Source organism: Streptomyces sp. NRRL F-5630 (assembly GCF_000719475.1).
GTDB lineage: Bacteria > Actinomycetota > Actinomycetes > Streptomycetales > Streptomycetaceae > Streptomyces.
Map to the genome: position 1 here is coordinate 14,048 of NZ_JOGO01000025.1, position 26,485 is coordinate 40,532.

Below are 26,485 nucleotides of genomic sequence, written 5' to 3' on the forward strand. Positions count from 1 at the left end.
CTAGGCGGGCATTCCGGGCATCGGGTAACAGAAGTTTCGGGTCGCCCCACAAGCATCATCGGTACCCCGGCTCGGCGGGTTGGTGCGCCGGGGAGCGGCCGGCTCCCTGCTTCCTCCCCGTTCCTCCGCGGCGCCGCCGCAAGCGCTCCCGGAGCCCGCACGGCCGCCACCTGCGGAAACGCCCCCTCGACGCCGGTATCCGCAGGGTGCCAGCGACCGCCTCTCCCCGCAGGGCGCGCGGAGCGGGGCGGACCGGGCCACTCTCGCCCGGGCGGACAGGTCAGGGCGGCTGTTCGTCTCGGGATCGGACCGGCCGTACGGGTTCACGTGGGGCCGGAACAAGCGGGGGAGGGGGCGCCGGACGGGTCGGTAAGGAGCGGGGGGCAGGGGCCGCTGGGCGGTGGGCCCCTTCTCGCCGCTCAAGACATTCTCCGCGCTCAGGACGTATCCCGAGGAGCGAGGCGGGGGCGCCAGCGCGCCCCGGAGCAGGTCCGAGGCGATCACGCACCCTCCCTGGGGCTCCTCGGGGGAGCCGTCGGTACGACGTGGAAGCGGCGTCGAGAGCACGGCAGGCCGTCCTGCGGAGCAGGGGCCGGAGGAGCCGGGGAGGCCGCGACCCTCGGACAACGTTGTCAGGTTGGAGGCGCGGTGACCGTATCCCGCTCGTGCCCAACGGGGGAGGGGGCCCTACGTGAATTCTCGGTGCCCCGCGCGGGAAGCCGCCGCGCCCGCCCCCCCCGCCCGGGGGGGTGCGCGCGCCTGGCCGGGGCCGCCCCCCGGGTGCTCCCCGCCGGACAGCCGGTATTCGGACACTGCGACGCCAACTCATCTGACAGTAAAGCGGATTGGCGCCTTGACAGGTTGCCGGGCGGCCCGTTCCCTGGCCCTGGGACGTATCCGCGGGCGGGAGGGAAGGTGTGGCGAGGATGAGAAGGTCCGTACGCTCCGCGAGGGCGGGTCTGCTCGGGTGTCTGCTTGTCGCGGCCGCGCTGACCGTGCCGGCCACCGCCGCGCACGCGGCGGGGCAGGTGTGCGACAAGTTCTGCGACGGGCGCGACCCGGCCGCCGCGAACGGGGAGCGCACCCCCGTCAGCGCCACGCTCTACGGGAGGACGCTCACCCTTCACCTGTCCGACAACGATGTCATGGGCTGGGGCTCCCTGGAGAACGGCAGCCCCGGCGACCAGGTGTGGCTCGACCGCTCCTTCGACGGCGGACGGAGCTGGTCCTCGGGCAGCAAGCTCGGCGTGACCACCGTCCCGGACGGCAGCAGGAGCTGGCGCACCCTCATGTACAACGTGGACGAGTGGAACACCGGCGCCATCGGCGCCCTGCGCGCCTGCGGCAAGGCCGGTGACCGCGCCGAGATCGCCTGCACCGGCTGGGCGCGCACGGACTGGAACGCCTGGAGCCGCAGCACGGCGGCGGCGACCGCGCTCATGGCCGGGTACGACCGGGACGACGGGAAGTTCGCCGGCTGGTGGACCTCCGCGACCGCGCTCACCTCCGTCATCGACAACATCCGCGTCAGCGGCATGTCCAGCTACGAGTACGCCATCTCCACCACCTGGGAGAAGCAACGCGGCGCCGAGGGCGGGGACTTCACCAACAGCTACCTGGACGACACCGGCTGGTGGGGCCTCGCCTGGGTCGCCGCCTACGACGTGACCCACGAGCAGCGCTACCTCGACACCGCTCGCAAGGACGCCGACCACATGGCCGCCTACTGGACCGGTACCTGCGGCGGAGGTGTCCAGTGGGCCACCGACAAGCCGTACAAGAACGCCATCACCAACGAGCTGTACCTCCACCTCAACGCGGCCCTGCACAACCGCATCGGCGGCGACACCACGTACCTGGAGCGCGCGCGGGCCGAGTGGTCCTGGTTCAAGGGGAGCGGCCTCATCAACTCCGGCCACACCATCAACGACGGCCTCGACGACTCCTGCGCCAACAACGGCGACACGACGTGGACCTACAACCAGGGGGTCGTCCTCGCCGGGCTCGCCGAACTCCACCGCGCGACCGGCGACGCGAGCCTGCTCGACAGCGCCCGTACCCTCGCGGACGCCTCCACCTCCTCCGGCTACCTCAACCCGGGCGGCACCCTCCACGAGCCCTACGAGCCGGACGGCACCGGGTGCACCTCCGACGGCGACTCCTTCAAGGGCGCCTACGCGCGCGGCCTCGGCATCCTCGACAAGGAGCTGCCCGACCACCCCTACCGCGCCTACCTCGACCGCCAGGCCGACACCGCCTACGCCAAGGACCGCGACAGCTTCGACCAGTACGGGCCGCACTGGGCGGGCCCGTTGACCGGCACGGGCAACGGCTGCCAGCACAGCGCACTCGACCTGCTGAACGCGGCGGAGGACGACTGAGCCCCGCCCCACCGCGCGGGCCGCCCCGTGGTCCTGCCCCTACCCCCGGGGTCACGCCGCGCTCGCCCGTCGTGCGGAGGTGGTTCCGGCCGCGGCGCTGTGGCCGGTGCCCGGCGCGCGGGAGAATGCGGACCGTGACTGATGACGACCCGAATCTGTGGCTGGAAGACATCGAGGGCGAGGCCGCCCTCGCGTGGGTGGGGGAGAGGAACGCCGAGGCGGAGGCCGAGCTGGCGGGGGACCCCGGCTTCGCCGCGCTCGAAGGGCGCCTGCGCGAGGTGCTCGACGCGAGCGACCGCATCCCCTACACGACACGACGAGGTGACCAGCGGTACAACTTCTGGCGGGACGCCGACCACGTGCGCGGGATGTGGCGGCGCACCACCACCGAGGAGTACCGCGAGGACGCCCCCGCCTGGGAGGTCCTGCTCGACGTCGACGCGCTCGCCGAGGCCGAGGGCGTCGACTGGGTGTGGAGCGGTGCCGTCGTGCGCGAGCCGGACCGGGAGCGGGCGCTCGTGCGGTTGTCGCGCGGTGGCGGCGACGCGGTCGAAATACGCGAATTCGACCTCGCACGAAGGGAGTTCGTCGGCGACGGCTTCCATGTCGCCGAGGCCAAGACCCGCATCGGGTGGGTCGACGAGGACACCGTCCTCATCGGCACCGGGCTCGCCGGCGGCTCGCTGACCGACTCCGGGTACGCGCGCACGGTACGACGGTGGCGGCGTGGGACGCCGCTCGACGAGGCCACCGTCGTGTACGAGGCGGAGCGCGGCGACATCGTGGCCTTCGGGTGGCACGACCGCACGCCGGGCTTCGAGCGGGACTTCGTCGGGCGGGCGCTCGACTTCTTCACCAGTGAGCTGTACCTCCTCGCCCCCGGTGACAGGCTCGTCAAAGTGGACGTGCCCGACGACGCCGAGGCGTACGCGCACCGCGAGCACCTGCTCGTGACGCTCAGGAGCGACTGGTTCGGCCACCCGGCGGGCGCGCTCCTCGCCTTCGGCTTCGACGCCTTCCTCGCGGGCGACCGCACAGCGCGCGTCCTCTTCGCGCCGGACGCCCGCACGGCCCTCGTCGGGCAGGCGTGGACCCGCCACCACCTGCTCCTGACGACGATGCGCGACGTCAGCACCCGTGTCGAGGTGCTCACGCCGACGCCCGAAGGCCCCTGGAAGCGCGCGCCGCTCACCGCCGTGCCGCCGCTCTCCGACGCCGCCGTCATGAACACGGACCCCGACACCGACGACGCCTACGATCTCGACGTGGAGGGCTTCCTCCAGCCGTCCACGCTCTTCCGGGGCCGTATCGGCACCCCCGCCGAGGTCCTCAGGCGGGCCCCCGCCCGCTTCGACGCCGAAGGACTCTCGGTACGGCAGTACTTCGCGACCTCGCGGGACGGCACGCGCGTGCCCTACTTCGTGACCGGCCCCGACCACGCGGAGCGCGGCCCCGGGCCGACGCTCCTGTACGGCTACGGCGGCTTCGAGGTCTCCCTCACCCCGGCGTACGGGGCCGTGAGCGGCCGGGCGTGGCTGGAGCGCGGCGGCACGCGCGTCGTCGCGAATATCCGGGGCGGCGGCGAGTACGGGCCCGGCTGGCACCGCGCCGCGCTGAAGGCCGAACGGCCGCGCGCCTACGAGGACTTCGCCGCCGTCGCCGCCGACCTCGTCGCACGCGGCATCACCACCCCCGCCCTGCTCGGCGCGTGGGGCGGCAGCAACGGCGGCCTCCTCATGGGCGCGATGCTCACCCGGTACCCCGAACTCTTCGGCGCGGTGGTCGCCGAGATCCCGCTGCTCGACATGCTCCGCTACCACCGGCTCCTCGCGGGGGCCTCCTGGACGGCGGAGTACGGGGACCCGGAGGACGAGGCGGACCGCCCGCACCTGCGCGCGCTCTCCCCGTACCACCGCCTCACCGCGGACCGCGCCTACCCGCCCCTCCTCCTGCGCACGTCCACCCGCGACGACCGCGTGCACCCGGGCCACGCCCGCAAGTTCGCCGCGCGGATGCGGGAACTCGGCCACTCCGTCCTGCTGTACGAGAGCCCGGGCGGCGGGCACGGCGGCGGGAGCGACAACGGGCAGGCCGCGTTCAACAGCGCGCTCGCGTACACCTTCCTGTGGCACCACCTGAACCCGCGGCGGTCCGGCGGATCGGCTCCTCCGGACCACGAGTGAGCGCGGCCGGTCCGGGCCCCCGGGGACGGACCGGCACGCCCTCGAAGGTCCGCCGCCCCGGCCGCGTAGGTCGCGGAGGCGGAGGCGGTAGAGGAGGTGCGGGGCGCCGTCCAACCCGCCCGCCTGAATGGCGAGTTCGGCGGGCGGGGCGGAGGGGCGGGCCTCCGCGCCGGGACGGGTCCGCACGGGACCCGTCCCGGCGCCAAGGTGTTCAGTCCTCCTCCGCCTCCACGAGCACCCGCGTCGTCCCTGCCGCGCAGCGCAGCGCGTCGTCGGCGGTCCGCGTGGCACCGGCCGTCTCGGTCCGTACGCGATGGCCCGGCACTTCGACACGCCACGGCAGCGCGCTGTCCGTGGTGATCTCCAGTCCGTCCGGCGTGCGGTGGACCGTGAAGGTCGCGGCGGTGCCCGTGCCGTCCGGGCGGGGGATCGGGGTGACTGTCCCCGCGGGCCCCGGGTGGACCCGCAGGGTCACCTCGTCGTCCCAGTCCGAGACCGGTCCCTCCTCGTGCGCGGCGAGCGGCAGGGCGGAACCGGGGCGGGCCAGGAGCGGAAGGGTGTCCAGCGGGTGGTGCTCGCGGCGCCAGCCCGGTCCCGTGACCCGCTCGCCGGTCAGGAGGTGCGTCCAGGTGCCCTCGGGGACGTAGTACTCCACCAGGCCGTCCGCGTCGAGGACGGGCGCGACGAGGAGGTCGTCGCCGAGCATGTACTGCCGGTCCAGGGTGCGGCAGGCGGGATCGTCGGGGAACTCCAGGAGCATCGCCCGCATGACGGGGACGCCCTCCTCGTGCGCCTGGAGCGCCGCGCGGTAGAGGTACGGCATGAGACGGTGCTTGAGCCGCGTGTACGCGCGGGTCACGTCGACCGCCTCCGTGCCGTAGTCCCACGGCACCCGGTACGACGTCGAGCCGTGCAACCGGCTGTGCGAGGACAGCAGGCCGAACTGCACCCAGCGGGTGAAGAGTTCAGGTGAGGGCCTGCCCTCGAAGCCGCCGATGTCGTGACTCCAGAAGCCGAAGCCCGACAGGCCGAGCGAGAGACCGCCACGCAGCGACTCCGCCATGGCCTCGAACGTCGACTCGCAGTCCCCGCCCCAGTGGACGGGCAGGCGCTGGCCGCCCGTGGTCGCCGAACGGGCGAAGAGCACGGCCTCGTGCTCGCCGCGCTCCTCGCGCAGGAGGTCGAAGACGGTCTCGTTGTAGAGCTGGGTGTACAGGTTGTGCGTCCGCGCCGGATCGCCGCCGTCGTGCCAGGCGACGCCCTCGGCCGGCACGCGCTCGCCGAAGTCCGTCTTGAAGCAGTCCACGCCCTGGTCGAGCAGCACCTTCAAGTGCCCCTGGTACCAGGCGCGTGCCTCGGGATTCGTGAAGTCCACGAGTCCCATCCCGGCCTGCCACTGGTCCCACTGCCACACGTCGCCGTCCGTCGTGCGCAGCAGGTAGCCGCGCTCCGCCCCCTCGGCGAAGAGCGGGGACTTCTGCGCGATGTACGGGTTGATCCACACGCATATCCGCAGCCCGTGCCGCTCCTTGAGCCGCCGCAGCATCGCCTCGGGTTCGGGGAAGACCGCCGGGTCCCACGTGAAGTCGCACCACTGGTAGCCGCGCATCCAGAAGCAGTCGAAGTGGAAGACCGAGAGCGGGATGCCCCGCTCGGCCATGCCCTCCACGAAGCGGGTCACGGTCTCCTCGTCGTACGAGGTCGTGAACGACGTCGAGAGCCACAGCCCGAACGACCAGGCGGGCGGCAGCGCGGGACGCCCGGTGAGCGCCGTGTAGCGGCCGAGGGCCCGCTTGGGCGTGGGACCGGCGAGCACGAAGAACTCCAGGCTCTGGTCCTCGACACTGAACTGCGTCTGTCCCACCGCCTCCGAGCCGATCTCGTACGAGACGAGCCCCGGGTGGTTGACGAAGACGCCGTAGCCCCTGCTGCTCAGGTGGAATGGGACGTTCTTGTACGCCTGTTCACTGCTCGTGCCGCCGTCCGCCTGCCACAGGTCCACGGTCTGGCCGTTGCGCGTGAAGGGGGTGAAGCGCTCGCCGAGCCCGTAGACCTGCTCGCCGACGCCGAGCGCGAGCCGGGCGAGCGTGAAGTGCCGGCCGTCCGCGTCCGTCGCGAAGCCGAGGCCGCGCGGGCCGAGCGAGGTGAGCGTCCTGCCCTCGTGGTCGAGGAACTCGATTCCCCACTCCGCTCCGGGAGCCGAGGAGAGCCGCGCGCTGAGGGGACCGGCGGCGAGGTGGGCGACGCCGTCCTCGTGGCACGTGCGGCCCGCCCCCGCGACCGGTTCGGCGAGGGCGAAGTCGGGGCCGCGGTGGCGGCGGCCCGCGTGGTGGGTCAGCCGCACCCCGATCACGCCCTCGGCGGGGGCCCACAACTCGACGGTCAGCAAAGGGCTGTTGAGCGTCGCGCCCCGCGTCGTCTCCCAGCGTACCGCCGCGTACGCGGTCAGCCGCTCGGGGCCCACCTCCACATCGGCGACGGTGGTGGCGTGCCGCAGGGTCACGCCGGGACGCAGCTGCCAGTAGCCATCGGTGAACTTCATGCGGGGCGCTCCTGGTCGGCCGGGGTGGCGGGGTTCGCGGGGGTGCTCATGGTGGTGGACCGGTGGTGGGCGAGCAGGCCCGCGTACCAGTGGTAGCTGTCCTTGGGCAGACGCTCGCCGCTCGCGTAGTCCACGCGGACGAGGCCGAAGCGCTGCTCGTAGCCGCGCGCCCACTCGAAGTTGTCGAGCAGCGACCAGGCGTAGTACGCGCGCACGTCCGCGCCCTCGGCGATCGCGTCCGCGAGCGCGGTCAGGTGCGTGTCGAGGTAGCGGACGCGGTCGGCGTCGTGGACCGCGCCGTCCGGCGCGACGGTGTCGGCCTCGGCCGAGCCGTTCTCGGTGATCCGGAGCGGCGGCAGCCCCGGGTGGCGCGCGGCCAGTTCGCGCAGCAGGGCGGGGAGCGCCTCGGGGACGACGGGCCAGCCCATCGTCGTGTGCCGGGTGCCGTACGGGTCCGTCTCCGCGACACCGATGTCGACGGCGGTGCGCAGGCGGGGCTCGCTCTCGTGGTGCGGGGCCGCGCGGACGGTGAGCGGGCGGTAGTAGTTGAGGCCGAGGAAGTCCAGCGGGGCGCCGATGACGCGGAGGTCGTCCTCGTGGCGGAGCCCGGCGAGGGCGTCGGCGAGCGGGCCCCAGGTCTCCTGCTCGCCCTCGGGGTAGTGCCCGGCGAAGAGCGGGTCCGTCCACACGTCGTTGTGCAGGGTGGTGGCGCGGCGCAGCGCGGCGAGGTCGTCGGGGTGCTCGCTCGCCGCCTCGATCCGGTCGAGGTTGAGGGTGATGCCGACCTCGCGCGCTCCGGCCGCGCGCAGCGCCTCGGTGCCGAGACCGTGGGCGAGGAGCAGGTGGTGGGCGGCGGCGAGCGCGCCGACGCCCTCGCGCGCTCCGGGGGCGTGGCGGCCCTCCGCGTAGCCGTTGAAGGCGGTGCAGTACGGCTCGTTGAGCGTGATCCAGCTTCCGACGCGGTCCCCGAGCCGCTCGGCCACGACGGCCGTGTACGCGGCGAAGTGCTCGGCGGTCGCGCGCTCGCGCCAGCCGCCCCGGTCCTCCAGGGCTTGCGGGAGGTCCCAGTGGTAGAGCGTCGCGGTCGGCGAGATCCCGGCGGCGAGCAGCGCGTCCGTCAGCCGGTCGTAGAAGTCGAGGCCCTTCGCGTTGACGGCCCCCGTGCCCTGCGGCAGGACGCGGGGCCACGCGATCGAGAAGCGGTAGGCGTCGACGCCGAGCCCGGCGAGCAGCGCGATGTCCTCGGGCCAGCGGTGGTAGTGGTCGCAGGCGACGTCACCGGTCGCCCCGTCCTGGGTGCGGCCCGGGGTGTGGCTGAACGTGTCCCAGATCGAGGGGCCGCGCCCGTCCTCGTCGTGGGCGCCCTCGATCTGGTAGGCGGCGGTGGCGGCGCCGAAGCGGAAGCCGGGGGGGAAGACGGGGTAGGGGGTGGTGCTCATGCGTGCCTTTCGGGGCGGTGGGGGTGGCGGGGGCGTGGACGGCCGGCGGGTGCGGGCGGCGGGGCGGGACCCGGGCGCGGCTGACCCTTCCGGGGTCTGGGCGGGGTCACTTCACCGAGCCGCCGGTGATCCCCGCCGCCACGTACTTCTGCGCGAGGACGAGGAGGACGGCGGCCGGTACGGCGGAGACGACGGCGGTCGCCATGACCGCGCCCCAGTCGCTGACGTGGGCGCCGATGTACTCGTACATGCTCAGCGTGATGGGCTTGACGGCGTCCGTCGTATTGAGCGTGAGCGCGAACATGAAGTCGGACCAGGCGAAGAGGAAGGTGAACAGACCGGCCGTGATGAGGGCGTTGCGGCTCATGGGCAGGACGACGCGGACGAAGGCCGTGAAGCGGTTCGCGCCGTCGACCATCGCCGCCTCGACGACCTCGCGCGGCACCGAGACCATGAAGGAGCGCAGGAGCACGATCGAGAAGGGCAGGCCGAGCGAGGCGTCCGCGAGGATCAGGCCGGGGAGGGAGTTGGTGAGGCCGAGGTCCACATAGGCGCTGTAGAGGGCGTTCGCGATGACGATGCCGGGCACCATCTGCGTGATGAGCGTGCCGAAGACGACGGTGCGGGCGCCGCGCAGGCCGAGCTGGGCGAGCCCGTACGCGGCGGGCGCGGCCAGGGCGAGGCAGACGACGACGGCGCCGAGGGCGACGAGGAGGCTCGTCACGAGCGAGTCGCCCTGACTGCTGAGCGCGCGGCTGAAGTTGCCCCAGCCGGGCGAGGTGGGCAGCCAGCTCGTCGAGGCGAGCCCCTCACCGGGCTGGAGGGCGATGTTGACCATCCAGTAGAGCGGGAAGAGCAGCACCACGAGGACGAGGAGCGCGACGACCGTGTTGCCCGCGCGGCGCAGGCGGCGGCTCGTGGGCTCGGCGGTGGTGAGGGGGCCGGGGGACTTCCGGGCACCGGCCGGGGCGGTCCGCGCGGCGGCGGGGACGCCCTGCGGAGTGGCGGGTGTGGTCATGCGGCTCACTTCCCCTGTCCGAAGTCGGAACGGTTGGCGCGCAGGTAGAGGACGGCGAAGACGGCGCTCACCAGGATGAGGACGTTGCCGACGACGGCTCCCTGCCCGAAGTCGAGTTGCTGGAAGGAGAGCTGGTACGTGACCGTGCCGAGGGTCTGCGTGGAGTCGGCCGGGCCGCCGCCGGTGAGGGCGAGGATCAGGTCGAGGATCTTGACCGTCGACATGAAACCGAGGACGAGGACGACGGTCACGACGGGCCGCAGCATCGGCAGCGTCACGGAGCGGAAGGTGCGCCAGGCGCCCGCGCCGTCGAGCGCGGCGGCCTCGTACAGCTCGCGCGGGATCTCCTGGAGCCCCCCGTAGAGGATCACCATGTTGAAGGGGATGCCGACCCAGATGTTCACGAGGACGGCGGAGGTGAGCGCGACGCCGGGACTGCTGAGCCAGTGCACGGGCGAGTCGACGAGGTGCAAATTCGTCAGGAGGCTGTTGACGACGCCGGTGTCCTGGTCGAGGAGTTTGCGCCACACAACGGCCGAGACGACCATCGGGACGAGCCACGGCAGGAGGAGCAGGGCGCGGACGGGGCCCGCGAGGCGGAAGCGGCGCGAGAAGAAGACCGCGAGCGCCAGGCCGAGGACGAACTGCCCGAGGAGCGAGCCGAGGACGAAGAGGAGCGTGTGGCCGAGCGAGTCGGTGAAGAGCGGGTTGTCGAAGACCTTGCGCCAGTTGTCGAGGCCGTTGAACGGGGCCTCGCCGGTGAAGAAGGTGCGCGGCGTGTAGTGCTGGAAGCTCATCACGACGTTGCGGACGAGCGGGTAGCCGAAGAAGGCCAGCATGTAGAGCACGGCGGGGAGGACGAAGCACCAGCGCAGCAGGGCCGCGCGAGCGCCGCCCCGGTGGCTGGGGCCGTGCGGGGCGGGGGCCCGCGTGCTGGAGGTGCCGGGGGCTGCGGTCAGGGCCATGGCGTGCTCACTTCCCCGACGTGGCCCGCGCCTGGGCCTGCTTGAGGGCGGCTGCCGGGCTGGACTTCCCGGTCAGTACGGACTGGAAGGCGCCGGAGAGCGCGTCCGAGACGACGGGCCAGGAGGCACCGACCCGGGCGGTGCGGGAGCGGGCGGTCGCCACCTCGTCGGCGAAGGCGGCGAGCTTCGGGTTCTGCTTCTTGTACCGCTCGGCGGCGGCGCGCATCGTCGGCACGTTGTTGACGGACTCGCCCCAGGCGATCTGATTGCGCTCCTCGTTCAGGCAGTTGAGGATCTTGGCGGCGGTGCGCTGCCGGTCCGTGTGCCCGGTCTTCGGGAGGGTCATGACGGTGCCTCCGATGGGCGGCTGCGCGGACTGCCCCGCCTCGGGCACGGGTATCTGGGCGACCGCCCAGTTCAGGTCCTTGTGCGCGTCGAGCACGGGCACCTGCCAGGGGCCGTTGATCATCATGGCGGCCCGGCCCGCGAGGAACTGGTCGTTGACGTCCTGCTGGTTCCAGGTGACGACGGCTCCTGAGGCGGACTTCGCGGTCACGAGGTCCTTCCAGAGCTGGAGCGCCGGGGCGCCCTCGCCGTCGTCGAGGTGGGCCTCGTTCCCGCCCGTGGTCCAGAAGAACGGCAGGAACTGGTAGACGCCGTCCGCGTCCGGGGTCGCGCTGAACGCCATGCCGTAGGTCTTGCCGCGGGTGAGCCGCTTCGCGGTCTCCTTCAGCTCGTCCCAGGTGCGGGGCGGCTCGACGCCGGCCTTCTCGAGGAGGTCCACGTTGTAGATCAGGGCGAGCGAGTTGACCGAGCGGGCGATGCCGTACTGCGTGCCCCGGAAGCTCCCCATCGTGACGGCCGACTTCGACAGCCCGTCCGTCGCGACCCCGGCCTCCCTCAGCGGCACCAGGCCGCCGGTGTCGGCGAACTGAGGCACCTCGGAACCGTCGAGTTCCAGGATGTCGGTGAGCGAGTGCGAGGAGGCCATGCGCAGCGCCTTGGAACTGACCTGGTCGGCGGGGACGCTGGTCTGCTGGACCTTGACGCCGAGCGGCTTGGCGCAACGGTCGAAGAAGCGCTGGTTCTGGGAGTGCTCGTGGCTGTCGGTCGCGGAGTTGAGCACGGTGAGGGTGTCGTCGTCCGGTCCGGTCGAGCATCCGGTGAGGGCGACAGTGGCGGCGAGCGCGGTCGCGAGGACCACGGCGGCGTCCCCCGGCCTGCTCCGGCGAAGGGGTGGCATGGTGGGCGGCTCCGTTCGGTCTACGGCGGTGTAGGGGCGGAGGGAGGGGTGTCGGCGGGATCGAGTTGTCGAATCGATTCGACTCTCGGGAAGGGAAGCGGGCTGGTGGTGCGGGCGGGGTGAGGTGGGGCGGCTCGTGGTGCGGTGTGCGCCGGGACGACCGGCACCTGTCGATCGTCGAATCGATTCGACGATGTGACGCGGCGATCGTAGGACGCGGAGGGTCTCCCGACAAGGGGTGGGACAGGTGCCTGTGGCCGGGTCGTGACCTGGCCGGTCTTTCTGGCGCCCGGGGCCGGGTGATCCACGGTCGCCGCCGAAGCCGTCGCCTGCCCGCCGCCGCGCCCGGTGGGGGGCGGGACGTGGGCGGTGCGGAGGGGGCTCCTTCTCGGGGCGGCGGAACGCCCGGCTCTTGACCCGACCGACGTGGGGAGGGAAGGCCGCTCCGCCGTCCCGCACCGGAGGCGGGCGCCCTGGCGGCGCGGGCGGAGGACACCGCCCGCGTTGGTCTCCGCCCGCGCCGCCCGCGTTGGTCTCCGCCTCCCCCCGCCGCGTTCGCTCAGGCGTCCCGCGGGCCCCGGAGTTGGTCCGCCCCGCTCAGCCGGGGTGCCACCAGGAGGTGGGGTGCCGGTGTGACGCGGGGGAGGGACGTGGCGTCGGCGGCGAGATGGGTGACCTCGGTGGCCAGGGTGTGGACCGGGAGGTCGACGCGGGGGAGGCGGCGGGCGGTGGGGTCGTCGGGGAGGGAGCCGAGGACGAGGACGGTGAGGTCCTCGGGGGTGCGCAGGCCGAGAGCCGTGAGGGCGCTCAGGGCGTGGTCGGCGGAGGGGTGCTGGACGATGAGGGCGGTGGCGCGGCCGGGGCCCGTGCCGATGGTCTCGCGCAGCCGGTGGGCCAGACGCGGGGCGTCGTCCGGTGTCTCCAGGACCCGTACCGGCAGCCCCGTCTCCTTCGCCGCCGCCCGGCCGCCCGCCCGCCCGCGCAGGGCGTAGCTGCGGCGCGCGGCGTACTCGTGTCGCGTGGGGCCGAGGTAGACGAGGGCGCGGTGTCCCGCGGCGGCGAGGGAGCGGACCGCGAGGGCGGCGGCGGCCTCCCAGTCCAGATCTGTCCACGGCAGCGCGGTCTCGTCGGCGGGGCGGCCGATGAGCGCGGCGGGGAAGCCGAGTTCGCGGACGACGTCGATGCGGCTGTCCTCCATGTCGACCGCCATGAGCACGGCCGCGTCCGCGAGCCCGCTGAGCGCGACGCGGCGCACGCCCTCCGCCTTGTCCTGCGAGGTGCTCAGGAGCAGGTCGTAGCCGAGCATGTTGGCCGCGTCGCTCACGTCGATCGCGAAGCGGCCGTCCACCGAGCGCTGGAGCCCCGCCGCGCGCGGCACGGCGAGCGCGATGACCCGTGTCCGCCCGGCACGCAGCGTTCGCGCCGAGGCGCGCGGGTGGTAGCCGAGCACGTCGATCGCCTCGCGCACGCGGGTCCTGGTCTCCTCGGAGATGGAGCGCGAGCCGCTCAGGACGTACGAGACGGTGCTCGGTGCCACCCCGGCGTACTGGGCCACATCCCTGATCGTTGCCACCGTCGAACCTCCCCGCCACCTGCGCGAACGGCGCGAGTCATGGTAACCGCCGCGACGGAGCGCGATCAGTCCGCGCGGCCCCCCGCCCCCGCGCGCCCCTCGCCCCGGCCTCGTTTGCCTCCCCGGGCCCCGGGTACTCGCGCCGAACCCCGGCAACCGATCCATACGATCCATACAGGAGAATTCATGAGCGAAACAGTAGAAACCCCTGCGAAGAAGCGACTCGACGTCTTCGTCGTCGGGCTCGACGACGACAACCTCGAAACACTCCGTGAGGTCCCCGGCGCCGACGGGCTGGCCTTCCATCCCCTCCTCTCGGTGGCCGAACTCCAGGAGGGCGAGATCGATTTCGACGGGCTGCTCGCCAAGGCGCGGGCCACGCTCGACGCGTTCGACGGGAGCGTGGACGCGGTCGTGGGGTACTGGGACTTCCCGGTGAGCGCGCTCGTGCCGCTGCTGTGCGCCGAGCGCGGCCTGCGGGCGACGAGTGTCGAGTCGATCGTGCGCTGCGAGCACAAGTACTGGAGCCGGCTCATCCAGCGCGAGGCCGCGCCGGAGGCCGTGCCCGGCTTCGGGCTCGTGGATCTCGACGAGACGGAGCCGCGCCCGCCCGAGGGCGTGTCCTTCCCGATGTGGCTCAAGCCCGTGAAGTCGTACTCGTCGGAACTGGCCTTCGGGGTCAAGGACGAGGCGGAGTTCCGCAAGGCCGTGGACGAGATACGGGCCGGGATCGGGCGCGTGGGAGGGCCGTTCACGCGGCTCATGGAGGGCATCGACCTGCCGCCGGAGATCGCCGAGGCGGGCGGAGCCGCGTGCCTCGCCGAGGAGACGCTGACCGGCGTGCAGTTCGCGGTCGAGGGCTACGTGCACGACGGCGAGGTCGTCGTCTACGGGGTGCTCGACTCGCACACGTACCCCAACAGCGCCTGCTTCCTGCGCCACCAGTACCCGGCGGACCTGCCCGAGGAGACGACGCGGCGCGTCGTGGACATCTCGCGGCGCGTCATGGAGCGGACCGGGCTCGACGCGGCGACGTTCAGCATCGAGTTCTTCTACGACCCCGAGACCGGCGACGTGAAGATCCTGGAGATCAACCCGCGCCACTCGCAGTCGCACGCCGAGATGTTCGCGCACGTCGACGGCGTCCCCAACCACCACCGGATGCTGAGTCTCGCGCTCGGCCGCGACCCGCGCGTGCGGCAGGGGCACGGGCGGTACGAATACGGCGCGAAGTGGTACTACCGCCGGTTCCGCGACGGCGTCGTGCACCGCGTGCCGACCGCCGAGGAGATCGCGGAGATCGAGCGCGAGGTGCCGGGCGTCAAGGTGGTGATCGTTCCCGAGGAGGGCGTACGGCTCTCCGAGATGCCGGGCCAGGACAGCTACTCGGCCGAGCTCGCGCACCTGTACGTCGGGGCCGACAGCGACAAGGAGCTGGAGGCCAAGTACGACCGCGCGGTGCGGGGGCTGCGCTTCGAGATCGAGGACGTCTGAGGCGGCCCCGCCCCCGCGAGGAGACCGAAGAGGCGGTCCCGCCCCGCGAAGAGACCGAAGAGATCGAAGAGGCCCGTACCGGAAAGGACTTATGCGTTACGTCAGCCAACTCCCGCACCCCGTGAAGGAAGAGGAGCACGTCCTCATCCCGATGCCGGACGGCGTCCGGCTCTCGGCGCACGTCTGGCGGCCCGTCTCGTCCGACACGGAGCCCGTGCCCGCCGTCCTGGAGGCGATCCCGTACCGCAAGAGGGACTTGAGCTCCGTACGCGACTCGATGCACCACCCCTACCTCGCCGGGCACGGCTACGCCTGCGTGCGGCTCGACCTGCGCGGTACGGGGGATTCGGAGGGCGTGCTCCTCGACGAGTACCTGGAGCAGGAGCAGCGCGACGCCGAGGAGGTGCTCGCCTGGCTCGCCGAGCAGCCGTGGTGCGACGGCGCGACGGGCATGATGGGCATCTCCTGGGGCGCCTTCGCCGCGCTCCAGACCGCCGCGCGCCGCCCGCCGAGCCTGCGGGCCGTCGTCCTCGCCTCCTTCACCGACGACCGCTACGACGACGACATGCACTACATGGGCGGCGCGATGCTCTCGGACAACCTCGCCGAGGCGGGCACGATGTTCGCCTACGCGACGTGCCCGCCCGACCCGGCGGTCGTGGGGGAGCGGTGGCGCGACATGTGGCACGAGCGCCTCGCGGCGAGCGGCCCGTGGGTCGTCGAGTGGCTGCGCCACCAGCGCCGCGACGCCTACTGGCGGCACGCCTCGGTGTGCGAGGACTACGGCGCCGTGCAGGTGCCCGTGCTCGCGTCGAGCGGCTGGGCCGACGGCTACTCGAACGCCGTCACCAGGCTCCTCGAAAACCTCGACGTGCCCCGCAAGGGCCTCATCGGGCCGTGGTCGCACAAGTTCCCGCACCTCGGCGAGCCGGGCCCGGCGATCGGCTACCTCCAGGAGGTGGTGCGCTGGTGGGACCACTGGCTCAAGGGCGAGGAGAACGGCGTCATGGACGGGCCGATGCTGAAGTCCTGGATGCAGGAGAGCGTCCCGCCGTCGACGGCGTACGAGCAGCGTCCGGGCCGCTGGGTCGGCGAGCCGAGCCTGCCGTCACCCCGGGTGGAACCGCGCACGCACCCGCTGACGGCGCACCGCATCGAGGAGCCGGGCGCTCCCGACGGGGCTCCCGGCGAGTGGCTCACCGTGTCCTCGCCGCTCTCGGTCGGCCAGTACGCGGGCAAATGGGCCTCGTACAACGCCCCGCCCGACCTCCCCTACGACCAGCGCGAGGAGGACGGCGGTTCGCTCGTCTTCGACAGCGGCGTCCTCGCCGAGCGCCTGGAGATCCTGGGCGCGCCGACCGTCGAGCTGGAGTTCACCGTGGACCGGCCCGTCGCGCAGGTGGCGGCGCGGCTCTCGGACGTGGCCCCGGGCGGCGCGTCGACGCGGGTCTCGTACGGCGTCCTCAACCTCACTCACCGCGGGGGCGGCGATCCCGAGCCGCTGGAGCCCGGGCGCACCTACCGTGCCACGGTCCGGCTCAACGGCATCGCCCAGGCGTTCCCGGCGGGCCACCGCCTGCGCCTGTCCCTCTCCACCTCCTACTGGCCCCTCGCCTGGCCGCCGCCCGAGCCCGTCATGCTCGCGGTGAAGGCGCGCGCGAGCACCCTCACCCTCCCGGTGCGCCCGGTCCCGTCCCAGGACGAGGGCATCGCCTTCGGCGAGCCGGAGGCGGCACCGCCCCTCGCGACGGAACAGCGCGTCCCGCCCGAGCAGTCCTGGCGCGTCTCGCGCGACCTCGTCGACTACCACGCGACGCTCGACATCGTGAAGGACAGCGGTACGACGCACTACACGGACATCGACCTCGACGTCGGGCGCCGGGCCGTCGAGCGCTACGACTGGACCGCCGACGACTTCACCTCGCCGCGCGGCCACTCCGCCTGGACGATGAGCTTCTCGCGCGGCGACTGGGACACCCGCACCGAGACCACCACCACCCTCACGTGCGACGCGGAAAACTTCCACGTCCACGCGACGCTCGACGCCTACGAGGGCGGGGAGCGGGTGTTCTCGCGGAACTGGAAGGAGACGGTGCGGCGGGACCTGGTGTGAGGCGGAGGGCGCGACCCTCGGCCCACCCCGCCTGCCCCCGGCCCGGTCGGGGGCGGGCACGCGGGGCCTCCTCCGACCACCCCGCCTGCCCCCGGCCCGGTCGGGGGCGGGCACGCGGGGCCTCCTCCGACGTGCGGCGCGGCTCGTCGTCGGGACGAGCGGAAGCGAGCGGGGAGAGGTGCGCCACCTCTCCCCGGTATCTCCGCCGCGCGACTTCCGAGTGTTCTTCCTGCGAGGGGGTACCCACGGGCCCACCGCACACGAGGAGGAGACGCAGGTGGGACCGAGGGAAACGGGGCGCTGGGCCCGCGAGGAGACGGCGGCGGTCGTCGCGACCGTACGGACCGTGTTCCGGCAGCCGGGCCCGGAGCGTGACTCCGTCGTGCAGTCGCTCAAGGCGGCGGGCGCCGCGATCGCCGCCTGGGCGCTCGCCGGCTGGTGGCTGCAGGCCCCGATGGCGCTGCTCGCCCCCTGGACGGCGCTCGCGCTCGTCGACGTGACCGTCTACCGCTCGCTGCGCGCCGGACTCCAGCAACTCGCCGTCATCTTCATCGGCACCCTGACCGCTACCGCCGCGCTCGGTCTCACGGGCGACGACACGCTCGGCGCCATGGCACTCGCGCTGCCGCCCCTCCTCCTCATCGGCACCTACCGCCGCTTCGGAACGCAGGGGATCTACGGGGCGACGACCGCGCTCTTCGTCATCACCGCGACCACGGCGAGCGCAGGCGAGATCGGCCACCGCCTCCTGGAGACCGTCATCGGCGCCGTCATCGGCATCACCGTCAACGCCTTCGTGCTGCCGCCCGTGCACCTGCGCAACGCGGGCGACCAGCTCCTGCGGCTGCCCCGGGACACCGGACGACTCCTGCGCGACCTCGCGCAGGGCGTGGGGGGCGAGTGGGAGGCGGAGCAGGCACTGGCCTGGCACGACGCGTCGCGCCGCCTTGAGGAGACCCTGCGGTACGTGCGGGAGGCCAGGCGGAGCGGCGAGGAGAGCTCCCGGCTCAACCCGGGCCTGCGGCTGCGCCGCGCCCCGTCCGCCCAGCCGCCGGCCGCGCTCGACGCCCGCTGGGCCACCGTCATCGACCACCTGCGCGCGATCACCCGCACCCTCGCGACCCTCGCCCAGGGCGACAACCCGCTGCGCTCCCCCGGCAACGACTTCTTCGCCGACTGGGCCCGCCTCGCCGAGACGCTCGCGGTGCTGTGCGAGCGGGAGTACGAGGCACTCGCGCGCCGGGAGCCGAGCGCGCCCTACCGCCTGGAGCAACGGGCGGTCCCGGAGGACGTCCGCGAGGCGTACGAGGCGCTGGACGCCTCCTTCCACGCGCTCTCGGGCACGGGGGCCGTCCCGGCCGGTGAACTGCTCGCCGAGACGTGGCAGGTGCTGCGGGCCCTGGTGAGCGACATGCCGCGGGAGGTCGGGAGGTGAGCGCGCGAGCCCTCGGCGGGGCCGCTCCGGGCGCCTTCGCGGCGCGCGACGGCGGGCGCGGAACGGCGCGGGGCCGCCGCCGCGTACCCGGGCGGGCACCTCCCGGGTGCGCGGGCGTCGTCTCGCCCGCCCCAGGTATGAAACGCCGCCGCAGGGGCACCCATGGTGTCCGGGCCCCGCACCGCCCCCCACCGACAGGACTTCTCCATGACCCACCGTCCCCCGTCCGCTTTCGAGCCCCAGGAAGGCGATGGTGTCCTTCCGCCGGGTGACGCGGGCGCCCCCCAGCCGGGCGATTTCGGCGCCGCCTCCGCCCGCGCCGCGACCGCCGCCCGCTTCGCCGTCGCCGCGCGGCAGATCGAGGAGGGCAAGCTCCGCTTCCCGCTGCCCGGCAGCTGGGCGACCGGTCTGCGCTTCGCCGCGCTGCGCGGCGTCGCCGAGGAGGACCTCGCCGTGGCCCGCCTCGTCGAGGGCCACACCGACGCCCTCGCGATCCTCGCCGAGCTGGGCGGTCCCCCGCCCGCGCCCGGCCAGCGCTGGGGGGTGTGGGCGGCGGAACCGCCCGGCGAGGGAGTGCGGGCCCACCACGACGCGAGGGCGGACACCTGGACGCTCAGCGGCCTCAAGCAGTACGCCTCCGGGGCGCACTCGTGCACCCACGCCCTCGTCACCGCCCGCACCGAGGACGGGCCACGGCTTTTCGCGGTCCGCCTCGACCGCGGCACCACGCCCGAGGAGAGCGGCACGCCGGAGAAGCCCGGCACGTTCGACGAGCCGGGCACGCCCGGGGAGCCCGGCACTTTCGAGGAGAGCGGCGCGCGGTCGGACCTCCGCCCGGACACCGGCCCCGGCACGTACGAGCCCGTCCCCGGCACCTGGCCCGCGCTCGGCATGGCGGGCTCCGACACGCCCGACGTGCGCTTCGACGGCGCGCCCGCGCTCCCCGTCGGCGGGGTGGACGCCTATGTGCGCAGGCCCGGCTTCGCCCACGGCGGGGTCGGAGTGGCCGCGTGCTGGCTCGGCGGCGCCCACGCGGTGACGGGCGCGCTGCGCCGTGCCGCCGCGCGCCGGGGGAGCCCCTTCACCGACGCCCATCTCGGCGCGGTGGACGTCGAGTTGTACGCGGCCGGGCTCGTCCTGGAGCGCGCTGCCGCCGAGATCGACGCCGACCCGGAGGACGCGGCGGGCGGCGCCGAGCAGCGCGCCCTGCGCGTCCGCGCGCTCGTCGCCGCCTGCTGCGAACGCGTCCTCACCCACGTGGGCCGCGCGACCGGCGCGGGACCCCTGTGCCACGACGCCCGGCACGCCCGCGCCGTCGCCGACCTCACCGTCTACGTGCGCCAGCACCACGCCGAACGCGACCTCGCCGTCCTCGGCGCGCACGTCGCGGGCCGGGCGGAGGAAGCATGAGCAGACCCGACCCCATCCAGGCTCCGGGCACCGACGAGGCACTGTGGCGGGCCTGGGAGGGGTGGGCGGAACTGCCGCAGGCCGTGCTGCCGCAAGGGCCCGTCGTGGTGGTCGCCGCGCACCCCGACGACGAGGTGCTCGGCGCGGGCGGCGCGCTCGCGATGCTCGCCGCCGCCGGGCGGCCGCTCACCGTCGTCACCGTCACCGACGGGGAGGGCTCGCACCCGCGCACCCGCGTGCTGCGGCCACCGGCCCTCGCCGCCCGCCGCGCGGGGGAACTGCGCGCGGCGCTCGCCCGGCTCGGCGCCTCGTCGGCCCGCACCGTCCGCCTGCGGGTGCCCGACACGGCCGTCGCCGCGCACGAGGAGGAGGTGCGCCGGGCGCTCGTCCCGCTCACGGAGGGCGCCGCGCTCGTCCTCGCGCCGTGGACCGGCGACGTCCACGCCGACCACGAGGCGACCGGCCGCGCCGCGCGCGCCGCCGCGCGCGAGACGGGCGCCCCCTCCGCCGCCTACCCGGTCTGGATGTGGCACTGGGCCCGCCCCGGCGATCCCCGCGTGCCCTGGCACCGCGCCAGGCGCCTGGACCTGCCCGCCGACGTCCGCGCGCGCAAGCGCGAGGCCGTGGCCTGCTTCCGGAGCCAGATCGCCCCGCTCGGCCCGGCCCCCGAGGACGCCGCGATCCTGCCGCCGGAGGAACTCGCCCATCACGTACGCGACTTCGAAGTGTGGTTCGCATGAGCACTCCCGCCGGTTACTTCACCGCCATGTACGACGGCGCCGAGGACCCCTGGGGCCTGCGCAGCCGCTGGTACGAGGAGCGCAAGTACGCCCTCACGCTCGCGGCCCTGCCCCGGCCCCGTTTCCGCCGGGCCTTCGAACCGGGCTGCTCGGTGGGCGAGCTGACCCGGCGGCTCGCGGGCCGCTGCGAGCGGCTGCTCGCCACCGACCGCGTCCCGGAGGCCGTCGAGCGGGCCCGCGAGGCCACGCGAGGGCTCGACCACGTCGAGGTCGCCCGGCTCACCGTGCCCGAGGAGTGGCCGGAGGGCGCGTTCGACCTCGTCGTCCTCTCCGAACTCCTCTACTACTTCGACGCCCCGGCCCTCGACCTCCTCCTGAGCCGCACGGTGGACTCCCTCACCCCCGGTGGCACCCTCGTCACCGTCCACTGGGACCACCCCGTGCCGGAACACCGCCTGACCGGGACGGAACTGACCGACCGCCTCGCCCGCGAGGAGGGGCTCGCCCTCCGGCTCGACCACCGCGAGGAGGACTTCGTGCTCCAGACCTTCACCCGCCGGGTCCCGGGCGAGCCGCTGCCGCCGTCCCCCGCCGCGTACGAAGGACTCGTGTGAGCGTCCGGCCGCCGGAGGGCGGGCCGCCGGTGACCCCCGGGCGGTACGGGCCGCACGAAGCCCCCACCTCGCACGGCACCCCCGCGCCGCACGGAGCCCCCGTACCGTACGGAACCCCCGCGCCGTGCCGAGGTGCCTCCCCGTACGCCCCCCGTGCCGCGCGCGACCTCGCGGCCCTCGCCGTCGTCGTCCCCGCCCACGACGAGGAGGCGCTGCTCCCGCACGCCCTCGCCGCCCTGCGCCGCGCCGCCCGGCACCCGGCCCTGCCCGTCCGGGCGCGGGTGCGGGTCGTGGTCGTCGCCGACGCCTGCGCCGACGCGACGGCGGAACTCGCCCACGCGGCCGGCGCCCATGTCGTCCGGATCGACGCCCGCAACCCGGGGCGGGCACGCGCCGCCGGGGCCGCCGCCGCGCTCGGCCTGTTCGGCGAGTCCCCGGCACGCGTGTGGCTCTCCTCGACCGACGCCGACAGCCGCGTCCCCGCGGACTGGCTCGCCAGGCAATGGCGTTGGGGAGCGCGCGGCTGGGAGGCCGTCGTCGGCACCGTCCAGCCGCTGGGCGGTGATCCCGCCCTCGCCGGGCTGCTCCACCGCGAGGCGGTCCGGTACCGCGAGGCGGGAGGCGCGCGGCACCCGCACGTCCACGGCGCCAACCTCGGGGTACGCGCCGACGCCTACCTCGGCGTCGGCGGCTTCCCGCCGCTCGCGACGGGCGAGGACCACGCCCTCGTCCGCGCCCTGGAGGCGGGCGGCCACCGCGTCCTGCGCACCCGGCGCTCCCCCGTGGCCACCTCGGCCCGCCTGCGTCCGCGCGCGAGCGGCGGTTACGGCGCACGGCTGGCCCGGCTCGCCGCAGTGGAGGGCGCGAAGCCGCCGCGGGGAGCGGCGCCCGTACCGGGGGCGGAGCCCGCGTAGGCCGTACGGACGCGGTGGCTACTCCGCCACCACCCGTACCGTCCTCAGCGAGGTGTCCACCGCGTCCGGGAGGTTCATCCCCGCCGCGATGCCCGTGCGCAGGTAGTGCGGGAGCGGCGCGGTGAGACGTTCGCCGGGGAGCGCCGCGGGGATGCCGGGCGGGTACGGCGTGAGCATCTCGGCGGTGACGCGGCCCGCCGCCTCCGCCACGGGAACGTCCTCGACAGGACCGAAGTAGGCGTCCCTCGGCAGCATCACCTGTTCCAGGCGGAGTTGCTCCGGGGCCGGGACGGCGACCTCCGGGCCGGAGCCGAGCGTCGGCGCCTCCGCGGCGAGGGCGCGCAGGGCGGTAAGGAGCGGCTGTGTCGTGGACGCGTCGTCGGCATGGGTGAGCTGCGTGCTGATACGGCGGTGGTCGGCCAGGTGCGCGTCGACTCCGTACCGTTCGCGCAGCCGGTCGGCGGCGCGGTAGCCGCTCGTGCCGAGCCCCGAGACGTCGATGACGACCGGGAGCGGGTCGAAGTCGTGGCCGAGCCCCGGGCCGCGGAAGTCGGCACGCCCGTGCACGTGCAGCCCGTCGATCGCGTCGATCGCGGCCCGCACCTCCGCCGCCCTGTCGAGCGCCGCGCCCAGCAACGCCCTTCCGTGCAGCTTCATTTGACGGCGCCACCCGTCCATCCCCGCGTACAGCAGGACGGACGGGCTCGTCGTGCCGAGCAGATCGGCCCGCGAGGCGAGGACCGCCGGGTCGACGAGATCGCCGCCGAGGTGGAAGACGGAGCCCTGTTCGAGGCCGCTGCCCATCTTGTGGATGCTCGTCACGCACACGTCCGCGCCCGCGTCCATCGCCCAGCCGGGCAGGTCCGGGTGGAAGGGCAGGTGGGCGCCCCACGCCTCGTCCACGACGAGCGGCTTGCCACGCGCGTGGCAGATCTCCGCGAGCGCGCGCAGGTCCGCCGTCGCGCCGTACGGCGTCGGGCTCGTGACGAGCGCGCCCCTCGCGTCGGGGTGCGCGGCGAACGCGGCCTCGTACGCGGCGGGCGCGGGCGGGTGCGCGAGGTGACGCTCGCGGTCCCACTGCGGCTCGACCCACACCGGCCGCACCACCGAGACGATGAGCCCCGAGACCACCGACTTGTGCGCGTCGCGTCCGATGAGGAGCTTCTCGTGCGGACCGGCGACGGACAGGATCGCCGCCTTGACCGAGAGGGAACTCCCGCACGTGGAGAAGAACGTGTGCGCGGCGTGCACCGCGTCCGCCATCAGCGCCTCGGCCCGTTCCAGGACCCGCCCCCGGGTGCGCCGGTCGTCGAGCCCTCCCGAGGCGAGGACATCGCTGTGGAACACGGCGTCGCCGAGCAGCCGCCGCACCTCCGGGTCGGTGCCTCTGGCCTGCTTGTGCCCCGGTGGGGTGAAGGACAGCTCACCCCGCTGGTGGTACGCGGCCAGTGCTTCGAGGACGGGTGCCTGCCGGTGATCGGGTCGCTGGGACATGTGCCTCCTGTTCCCCGGGCCCGTCGCGGGGAAGCAGCCGATGAGCCGAGCGGCGGACAGGGCCGCCCCGCACGGTCCCCGGTTCGCCGGTACGTCCGCCGCGCCTTCCGGCGCGCCACCGCACGCGGCCCCCTCCCGCCCCCGAACCTGGGCGGGCCCCCGAGGAGCCGCCCGAGGAGAGGACGACCGCCATGACCCCGCCCCCAGCAGCACCCCACGGGCCCGAGGAGTCGCACACCCCCGGCCGCACGGACGCGGCCCCCGGCGACCCTGGCTCTTCGCGCCGCCCCGGCGCCTCCAGCGCCCCGGGCAGCTCCGGCACCCCCGGCCGCAGCGAGACCCGGGAGGAACGGGCCGACCGCAAGTGGGCCGACCTGCTCCAGGAGCTGCGCGTCGCGCAGACGGGCGTGCAGATCCTCTTCGGCTTCCTCCTCACCGTCGTCTTCCAGCAGCGGTTCCCCACGCTCTCGCACACCGACCGCACGATCTACGTCGTGACCGTCGTGCTCGGGGCCGCGACCACCGGCGCGCTCGTCGCCCCCGTCTCCTTCCACCGCCTGCTCTCCGGGCAACGACTCAAGCCGGAGATGGTCCGCTGGGCGGGGCGGCTCACGCTCGTGGGGCTCGTCCTGCTCCTCGCGACCATGGCCTCCTCGATGCTGCTCATCCTGCGGGTCGTCGTCTCGCCCCACGACACCGCGCTGTGGCTCGTCGCGGGGATCGCCGCGTGGTTCGCGCTGTGCTGGTTCGCCTTGCCCGCCTGGGCGCGGCACGTGGCGCGGCGCGAGCGGGGCGTCGCGAAAGGTGACGAGGATGGCGCTGAGGGGGAATGAGGCTCCCGTGGGGCGCCGCGAACGGCCCCCGCATCCTTTGCACACATCCCGTGCGCCGGGGCACACTCCGAAGTGAGGTCAGGAGGTTTTGTGAGCTGTACCGACACGCCCGGCGCACCACCCGGGAGGACCGCGCCGCCGCCCGCCGCGCTCCTCGTCGCGCCCTTCGACGCGCTGGCCGACCCCGACAACGAGGCGGCCGCCGAGGCGGCCCTGCGCGAGGCCGTCGAACGCCGCCCGGCCCGGACCGTCGTGGTGCGGGTGCGGTCCCGTGTGGTGACCCCGCAGGCGCTGCGCATCCTGCTGCGCGCCGGGAACCGTACGGCGCCGGGCGGCGTGCTGCGCGTCGCCGCCGAGTACCCGGCCGCGCGGCGCGTCTTCCACCTCACGGGCTTCGTGCGCGCCCTGCACGTGGCCGCCACCGTGCCCGGCGCCGTACGGAGGGGGCGCGGCGGCCCCGTGGTACACCCGTCGCGAGCGCGGCCCCGGGTGCCCGCGCGGCGCCCACGGCGCCCGCCCGCCCCGGCCTCGGCACCACTGACCGGCCCGCCCCGAACGTTCCTCCCGCACTGACCGTCCTGCCCCGTCCCCCCGCCTTGGAGGCCCCGTGAACACGCCCGCCGCAGTCTTCGACGTGGACGGCACCCTCGTCGACACCAACCACCTCCACGCCGTCTGCTGGTGGGAGGCGCTGCGCCAGGCCGGGCACCGGGTGCCGTTCACCGCGATCCTCAGGGCGATCGGGCTCGGCTCGGCCGACCTCCTCACGCACGTGCTCGGCGAGGACCACGACCGGGACGGCGACGCGGACATCAGCGCCGGGCACAAGGCGCTCTACGGCACGTACTACGACCGTCTCGCGCCCTTCGACCGCGCCGCCGACCTCCTGCGTCAACTCCACGTCGAAGGCTGGCCGGTCGTCCTCGCGACCTCGGCGGGCGGCCCCGAACTCGCCGCCCTGCGCGCCGCGATCGACGCGGACGACGCGATCGACGCGACCTCGAGCGCCGACGACGTGGCGGCGGGCAAACCGGCCCCCGACCCCGTGCTCCACGCCCTCGAACAGGTCGACGCGGACCCGGCGGGTTCCGTCTTCGTCGGCGACTCGGTGTGGGACATGCGCGCGGCGGCGTCCGCGGGGCTTCACCCCATCGGGGTCCTCAGCGGCGGGGTGCCCCGCGCGGACCTCGTCGCGGCGGGCGCGCGCGAGGTGTACGAGGACGTCGCCGAGCTCTTCGCGAAGCTCGGCGACAGCGCGTTCGGGCGGCGCGCGGCGGCCTGACCCCCGGGCGGGCGCGCTTGCCCGCGCGCCCGCCCGGTGCCCGGCGTGCGGGGCGGCCTACTCCGGTGTCGCGGGGAGCGCGTACAGGCCGGGCAGGTTGACGACGACCGCCTCCTGCGTGCTGCGCGCGATGACAACGACGGCCTCCCCCTCGGGATCGGGGTTCTCCTCGCGGTGGGGCACGTAGGGCGGCACGAAGACGTAGTCGCCGGGGGAGGTGCGCAGCCGCACCTCCTCCGGGGCCGCGCCGGAGTCGTCGAGGAACACGAACTCCGGGTGCCCGGACACCACGTAGATCGCGGTCTCCGAGGCGCCGTGGTGGTGGTCGGAACTCGCGGTCGAGGGGGCCACGTGCGTCTGGCCCATCCACAGCTTCTCGGAGCCGACGGCCCTGCCGCTCACCGCCGCGAACCGCCGCATCCCCCCGGTCTGCGCGGTGTCACCGTCGAGCGCGTCGGCGCGGATGTGGTGCAGCCGGGTGCGCAACGGGGCGACGGGGCCCGGCGGTCGCTCGTGCAGATGCGGGTGGAAGCCCTCGCCCGCGACCGTCTCGCCGGAGCTGGCCCCGCCCGCGATGGTCCCGCCCGGGCTCGTCCCGCCCGGGCTCGTCTCGCACGGGGTGGTCCCGCCCCGTGGTGTCTCGCCGGAAAAGGTCTCGCCGGGGCTGGTCGGCTGCTCGCTCATGGCCCGGAAGCTAGAGCCGCGCGAGAAAGGATGTCAAGAGGTGTCCAATGCTGTTCACCTGCGGCAACAATCGCCAGCAGGGCGGAATGGCCGTCCCGTCCGGGACCGGTAGGCATCGCGGCCGTGCA

General features: G+C 74.3%; 20 protein-coding genes. 12 read left to right on the forward strand and 8 right to left on the reverse strand.

The annotated features are described in order from the left end of the window. Positions 1 to 926 precede the first annotated feature (926 nt). Complete coding sequence (locus IF99_RS0114325; protein WP_030996847.1) at positions 927 to 2,381, forward strand: glycoside hydrolase family 76 protein; 1,455 nt, start codon at positions 927 to 929, stop codon at positions 2,379 to 2,381. Between the two features lie 125 nt (positions 2,382 to 2,506). Next, complete coding sequence (locus IF99_RS0114330; protein ID WP_030996848.1) at positions 2,507 to 4,564, forward strand: prolyl oligopeptidase family serine peptidase; 2,058 nt, start codon at positions 2,507 to 2,509, stop codon at positions 4,562 to 4,564. A 211-nt stretch (positions 4,565 to 4,775) separates the two neighbouring features. Here IF99_RS0114330 and yicI read toward each other — a convergent pair whose 3' ends face one another. From yicI to IF99_RS0114360, 6 genes are all read right to left on the reverse strand, one after another. Continuing rightward, on the reverse strand, positions 4,776 to 7,106 hold the full coding sequence (gene yicI / locus IF99_RS0114335) for an alpha-xylosidase (RefSeq protein WP_030996849.1): 2,331 nt from the start codon (positions 7,104 to 7,106) through the stop codon (positions 4,776 to 4,778). Then, positions 7,103 to 8,545 (reverse strand): GH1 family beta-glucosidase, encoded by a 1,443-nt coding sequence (locus IF99_RS0114340; RefSeq protein ID WP_051703496.1) that lies wholly within the window; start codon positions 8,543 to 8,545, stop codon positions 7,103 to 7,105. The genes yicI and IF99_RS0114340 overlap by 4 nt, the downstream gene beginning before the upstream one ends. Before the next feature lie 106 nt (positions 8,546 to 8,651). Next, positions 8,652 to 9,563: a carbohydrate ABC transporter permease gene (locus IF99_RS0114345; RefSeq protein WP_078655092.1), complete on the reverse strand. Its 912-nt coding sequence runs from the start codon at positions 9,561 to 9,563 to the stop codon at positions 8,652 to 8,654. 5 nt (positions 9,564 to 9,568) lie between these two features. Beyond that, a complete protein-coding gene (locus IF99_RS0114350; protein ID WP_030996852.1) occupies positions 9,569 to 10,528 on the reverse strand; it encodes a carbohydrate ABC transporter permease in 960 nt (319 codons plus the stop codon). A 7-nt stretch (positions 10,529 to 10,535) separates the two neighbouring features. Then, positions 10,536 to 11,771: an extracellular solute-binding protein gene (locus IF99_RS0114355; RefSeq protein ID WP_030996853.1), complete on the reverse strand. Its 1,236-nt coding sequence runs from the start codon at positions 11,769 to 11,771 to the stop codon at positions 10,536 to 10,538. Between the two features lie 559 nt (positions 11,772 to 12,330). Next, positions 12,331 to 13,344, reverse strand: a complete 1,014-nt coding sequence (locus tag IF99_RS0114360; protein ID WP_030996854.1) for a LacI family DNA-binding transcriptional regulator — start codon at positions 13,342 to 13,344, stop codon at positions 12,331 to 12,333. A gap of 186 nt (positions 13,345 to 13,530) precedes the next feature. Between IF99_RS0114360 and IF99_RS0114365 the strand changes: the two genes are divergently transcribed. The 7 genes from IF99_RS0114365 to IF99_RS0114400 all read left to right on the forward strand — a co-directional run bounded on the left by IF99_RS0114365 (position 13,531) and on the right by IF99_RS0114400 (position 22,064). Next, positions 13,531 to 14,838 carry an ATP-grasp domain-containing protein gene (locus tag IF99_RS0114365; RefSeq protein ID WP_030996855.1) on the forward strand — a complete coding sequence of 436 codons (1,308 nt, stop codon included), beginning with the start codon at positions 13,531 to 13,533 and terminating at the stop codon, positions 14,836 to 14,838. Between the two features lie 91 nt (positions 14,839 to 14,929). Further along, positions 14,930 to 16,951 carry a CocE/NonD family hydrolase gene (locus IF99_RS0114370; protein ID WP_030996856.1) on the forward strand — a complete coding sequence of 674 codons (2,022 nt, stop codon included), beginning with the start codon at positions 14,930 to 14,932 and terminating at the stop codon, positions 16,949 to 16,951. A 277-nt stretch (positions 16,952 to 17,228) separates the two neighbouring features. Continuing rightward, positions 17,229 to 18,386: an FUSC family protein gene (locus IF99_RS0114375; RefSeq protein WP_030996857.1), complete on the forward strand. Its 1,158-nt coding sequence runs from the start codon at positions 17,229 to 17,231 to the stop codon at positions 18,384 to 18,386. Between the two features lie 207 nt (positions 18,387 to 18,593). After that, positions 18,594 to 19,796: an acyl-CoA dehydrogenase gene (locus tag IF99_RS30795; RefSeq protein WP_037826925.1), complete on the forward strand. Its 1,203-nt coding sequence runs from the start codon at positions 18,594 to 18,596 to the stop codon at positions 19,794 to 19,796. Then, complete coding sequence (locus IF99_RS0114390; RefSeq protein ID WP_030996858.1) at positions 19,793 to 20,536, forward strand: PIG-L deacetylase family protein; 744 nt, start codon at positions 19,793 to 19,795, stop codon at positions 20,534 to 20,536. The genes IF99_RS30795 and IF99_RS0114390 overlap by 4 nt, the downstream gene beginning before the upstream one ends. Then, complete coding sequence (locus IF99_RS0114395; protein ID WP_030996859.1) at positions 20,533 to 21,150, forward strand: SAM-dependent methyltransferase; 618 nt, start codon at positions 20,533 to 20,535, stop codon at positions 21,148 to 21,150. Before IF99_RS0114390 ends, IF99_RS0114395 begins: the two co-directional genes overlap by 4 nt. Beyond that, positions 21,147 to 22,064, forward strand: a complete 918-nt coding sequence (locus tag IF99_RS0114400) for a glycosyltransferase (RefSeq protein WP_234340695.1) — start codon at positions 21,147 to 21,149, stop codon at positions 22,062 to 22,064. Before IF99_RS0114395 ends, IF99_RS0114400 begins: the two co-directional genes overlap by 4 nt. An 18-nt stretch (positions 22,065 to 22,082) precedes the next feature. Here IF99_RS0114400 and IF99_RS0114405 read toward each other — a convergent pair whose 3' ends face one another. After that, positions 22,083 to 23,558: an aminotransferase class I/II-fold pyridoxal phosphate-dependent enzyme gene (locus tag IF99_RS0114405; protein WP_030996861.1), complete on the reverse strand. Its 1,476-nt coding sequence runs from the start codon at positions 23,556 to 23,558 to the stop codon at positions 22,083 to 22,085. Between the two features lie 191 nt (positions 23,559 to 23,749). On the opposite strand from IF99_RS0114405, the gene IF99_RS0114410 reads away from it, so the two are divergent. The 3 genes from IF99_RS0114410 (at position 23,750) to IF99_RS0114420 (ending at position 25,673) form a co-directional block, all read left to right on the forward strand. Beyond that, the gene (locus IF99_RS0114410) at positions 23,750 to 24,391 is read left to right on the forward strand and encodes a DUF6328 family protein (RefSeq protein ID WP_234340696.1); all 642 of its coding nucleotides are present in this window, start codon (positions 23,750 to 23,752) and stop codon (positions 24,389 to 24,391) included. A 90-nt stretch (positions 24,392 to 24,481) separates the two neighbouring features. Then, positions 24,482 to 24,964, forward strand: coding sequence for a hypothetical protein (locus IF99_RS30800; protein ID WP_051703497.1), 483 nt, complete (start codon positions 24,482 to 24,484; stop codon positions 24,962 to 24,964). A gap of 34 nt (positions 24,965 to 24,998) precedes the next feature. Next, the gene (locus IF99_RS0114420) at positions 24,999 to 25,673 is read left to right on the forward strand and encodes an HAD family hydrolase (RefSeq protein WP_030996864.1); all 675 of its coding nucleotides are present in this window, start codon (positions 24,999 to 25,001) and stop codon (positions 25,671 to 25,673) included. Positions 25,674 to 25,730: 57 nt separating this feature from the next. On the opposite strand, the gene IF99_RS0114425 is transcribed toward IF99_RS0114420, so the two are convergent. Continuing rightward, the gene (locus IF99_RS0114425) at positions 25,731 to 26,357 is read right to left on the reverse strand and encodes a cupin domain-containing protein (RefSeq protein ID WP_234340697.1); all 627 of its coding nucleotides are present in this window, start codon (positions 26,355 to 26,357) and stop codon (positions 25,731 to 25,733) included. Positions 26,358 to 26,485: the final 128 nt, after the last annotated feature.

What these genes read in the sequence shown, in the direction of transcription:
- IF99_RS0114325 (WP_030996847.1), top strand. Translation starts at nt 927, where the DNA reads ATGAGAAGGTCCGTACGCTCCGCGAGGGCGGGTCTGCTCGGGTGTCTG.
- IF99_RS0114330 (WP_030996848.1), top strand. Translation starts at nt 2,507, where the DNA reads ATGCGGACCGTGACTGATGACGACCCGAATCTGTGGCTGGAAGACATC.
- yicI (WP_030996849.1), bottom strand. Translation starts at nt 7,106, where the DNA reads ATGAAGTTCACCGATGGCTACTGGCAGCTGCGTCCCGGCGTGACCCTG.
- IF99_RS0114340 (WP_051703496.1), bottom strand. Translation starts at nt 8,545, where the DNA reads ATGAGCACCACCCCCTACCCCGTCTTCCCCCCCGGCTTCCGCTTCGGC.
- IF99_RS0114345 (WP_078655092.1), bottom strand. Translation starts at nt 9,563, where the DNA reads ATGACCACACCCGCCACTCCGCAGGGCGTCCCCGCCGCCGCGCGGACC.
- IF99_RS0114350 (WP_030996852.1), bottom strand. Translation starts at nt 10,528, where the DNA reads ATGGCCCTGACCGCAGCCCCCGGCACCTCCAGCACGCGGGCCCCCGCC.
- IF99_RS0114355 (WP_030996853.1), bottom strand. Translation starts at nt 11,771, where the DNA reads ATGCCACCCCTTCGCCGGAGCAGGCCGGGGGACGCCGCCGTGGTCCTC.
- IF99_RS0114365 (WP_030996855.1), top strand. Translation starts at nt 13,531, where the DNA reads ATGAGCGAAACAGTAGAAACCCCTGCGAAGAAGCGACTCGACGTCTTC.
- IF99_RS0114370 (WP_030996856.1), top strand. Translation starts at nt 14,930, where the DNA reads ATGCGTTACGTCAGCCAACTCCCGCACCCCGTGAAGGAAGAGGAGCAC.
- IF99_RS30795 (WP_037826925.1), top strand. Translation starts at nt 18,594, where the DNA reads ATGACCCACCGTCCCCCGTCCGCTTTCGAGCCCCAGGAAGGCGATGGT.
- IF99_RS0114390 (WP_030996858.1), top strand. Translation starts at nt 19,793, where the DNA reads ATGAGCAGACCCGACCCCATCCAGGCTCCGGGCACCGACGAGGCACTG.
- IF99_RS0114395 (WP_030996859.1), top strand. Translation starts at nt 20,533, where the DNA reads ATGAGCACTCCCGCCGGTTACTTCACCGCCATGTACGACGGCGCCGAG.
- IF99_RS0114405 (WP_030996861.1), bottom strand. Translation starts at nt 23,558, where the DNA reads ATGTCCCAGCGACCCGATCACCGGCAGGCACCCGTCCTCGAAGCACTG.
- IF99_RS0114410 (WP_234340696.1), top strand. Translation starts at nt 23,750, where the DNA reads ATGACCCCGCCCCCAGCAGCACCCCACGGGCCCGAGGAGTCGCACACC.
- IF99_RS0114425 (WP_234340697.1), bottom strand. Translation starts at nt 26,357, where the DNA reads ATGAGCGAGCAGCCGACCAGCCCCGGCGAGACCTTTTCCGGCGAGACA.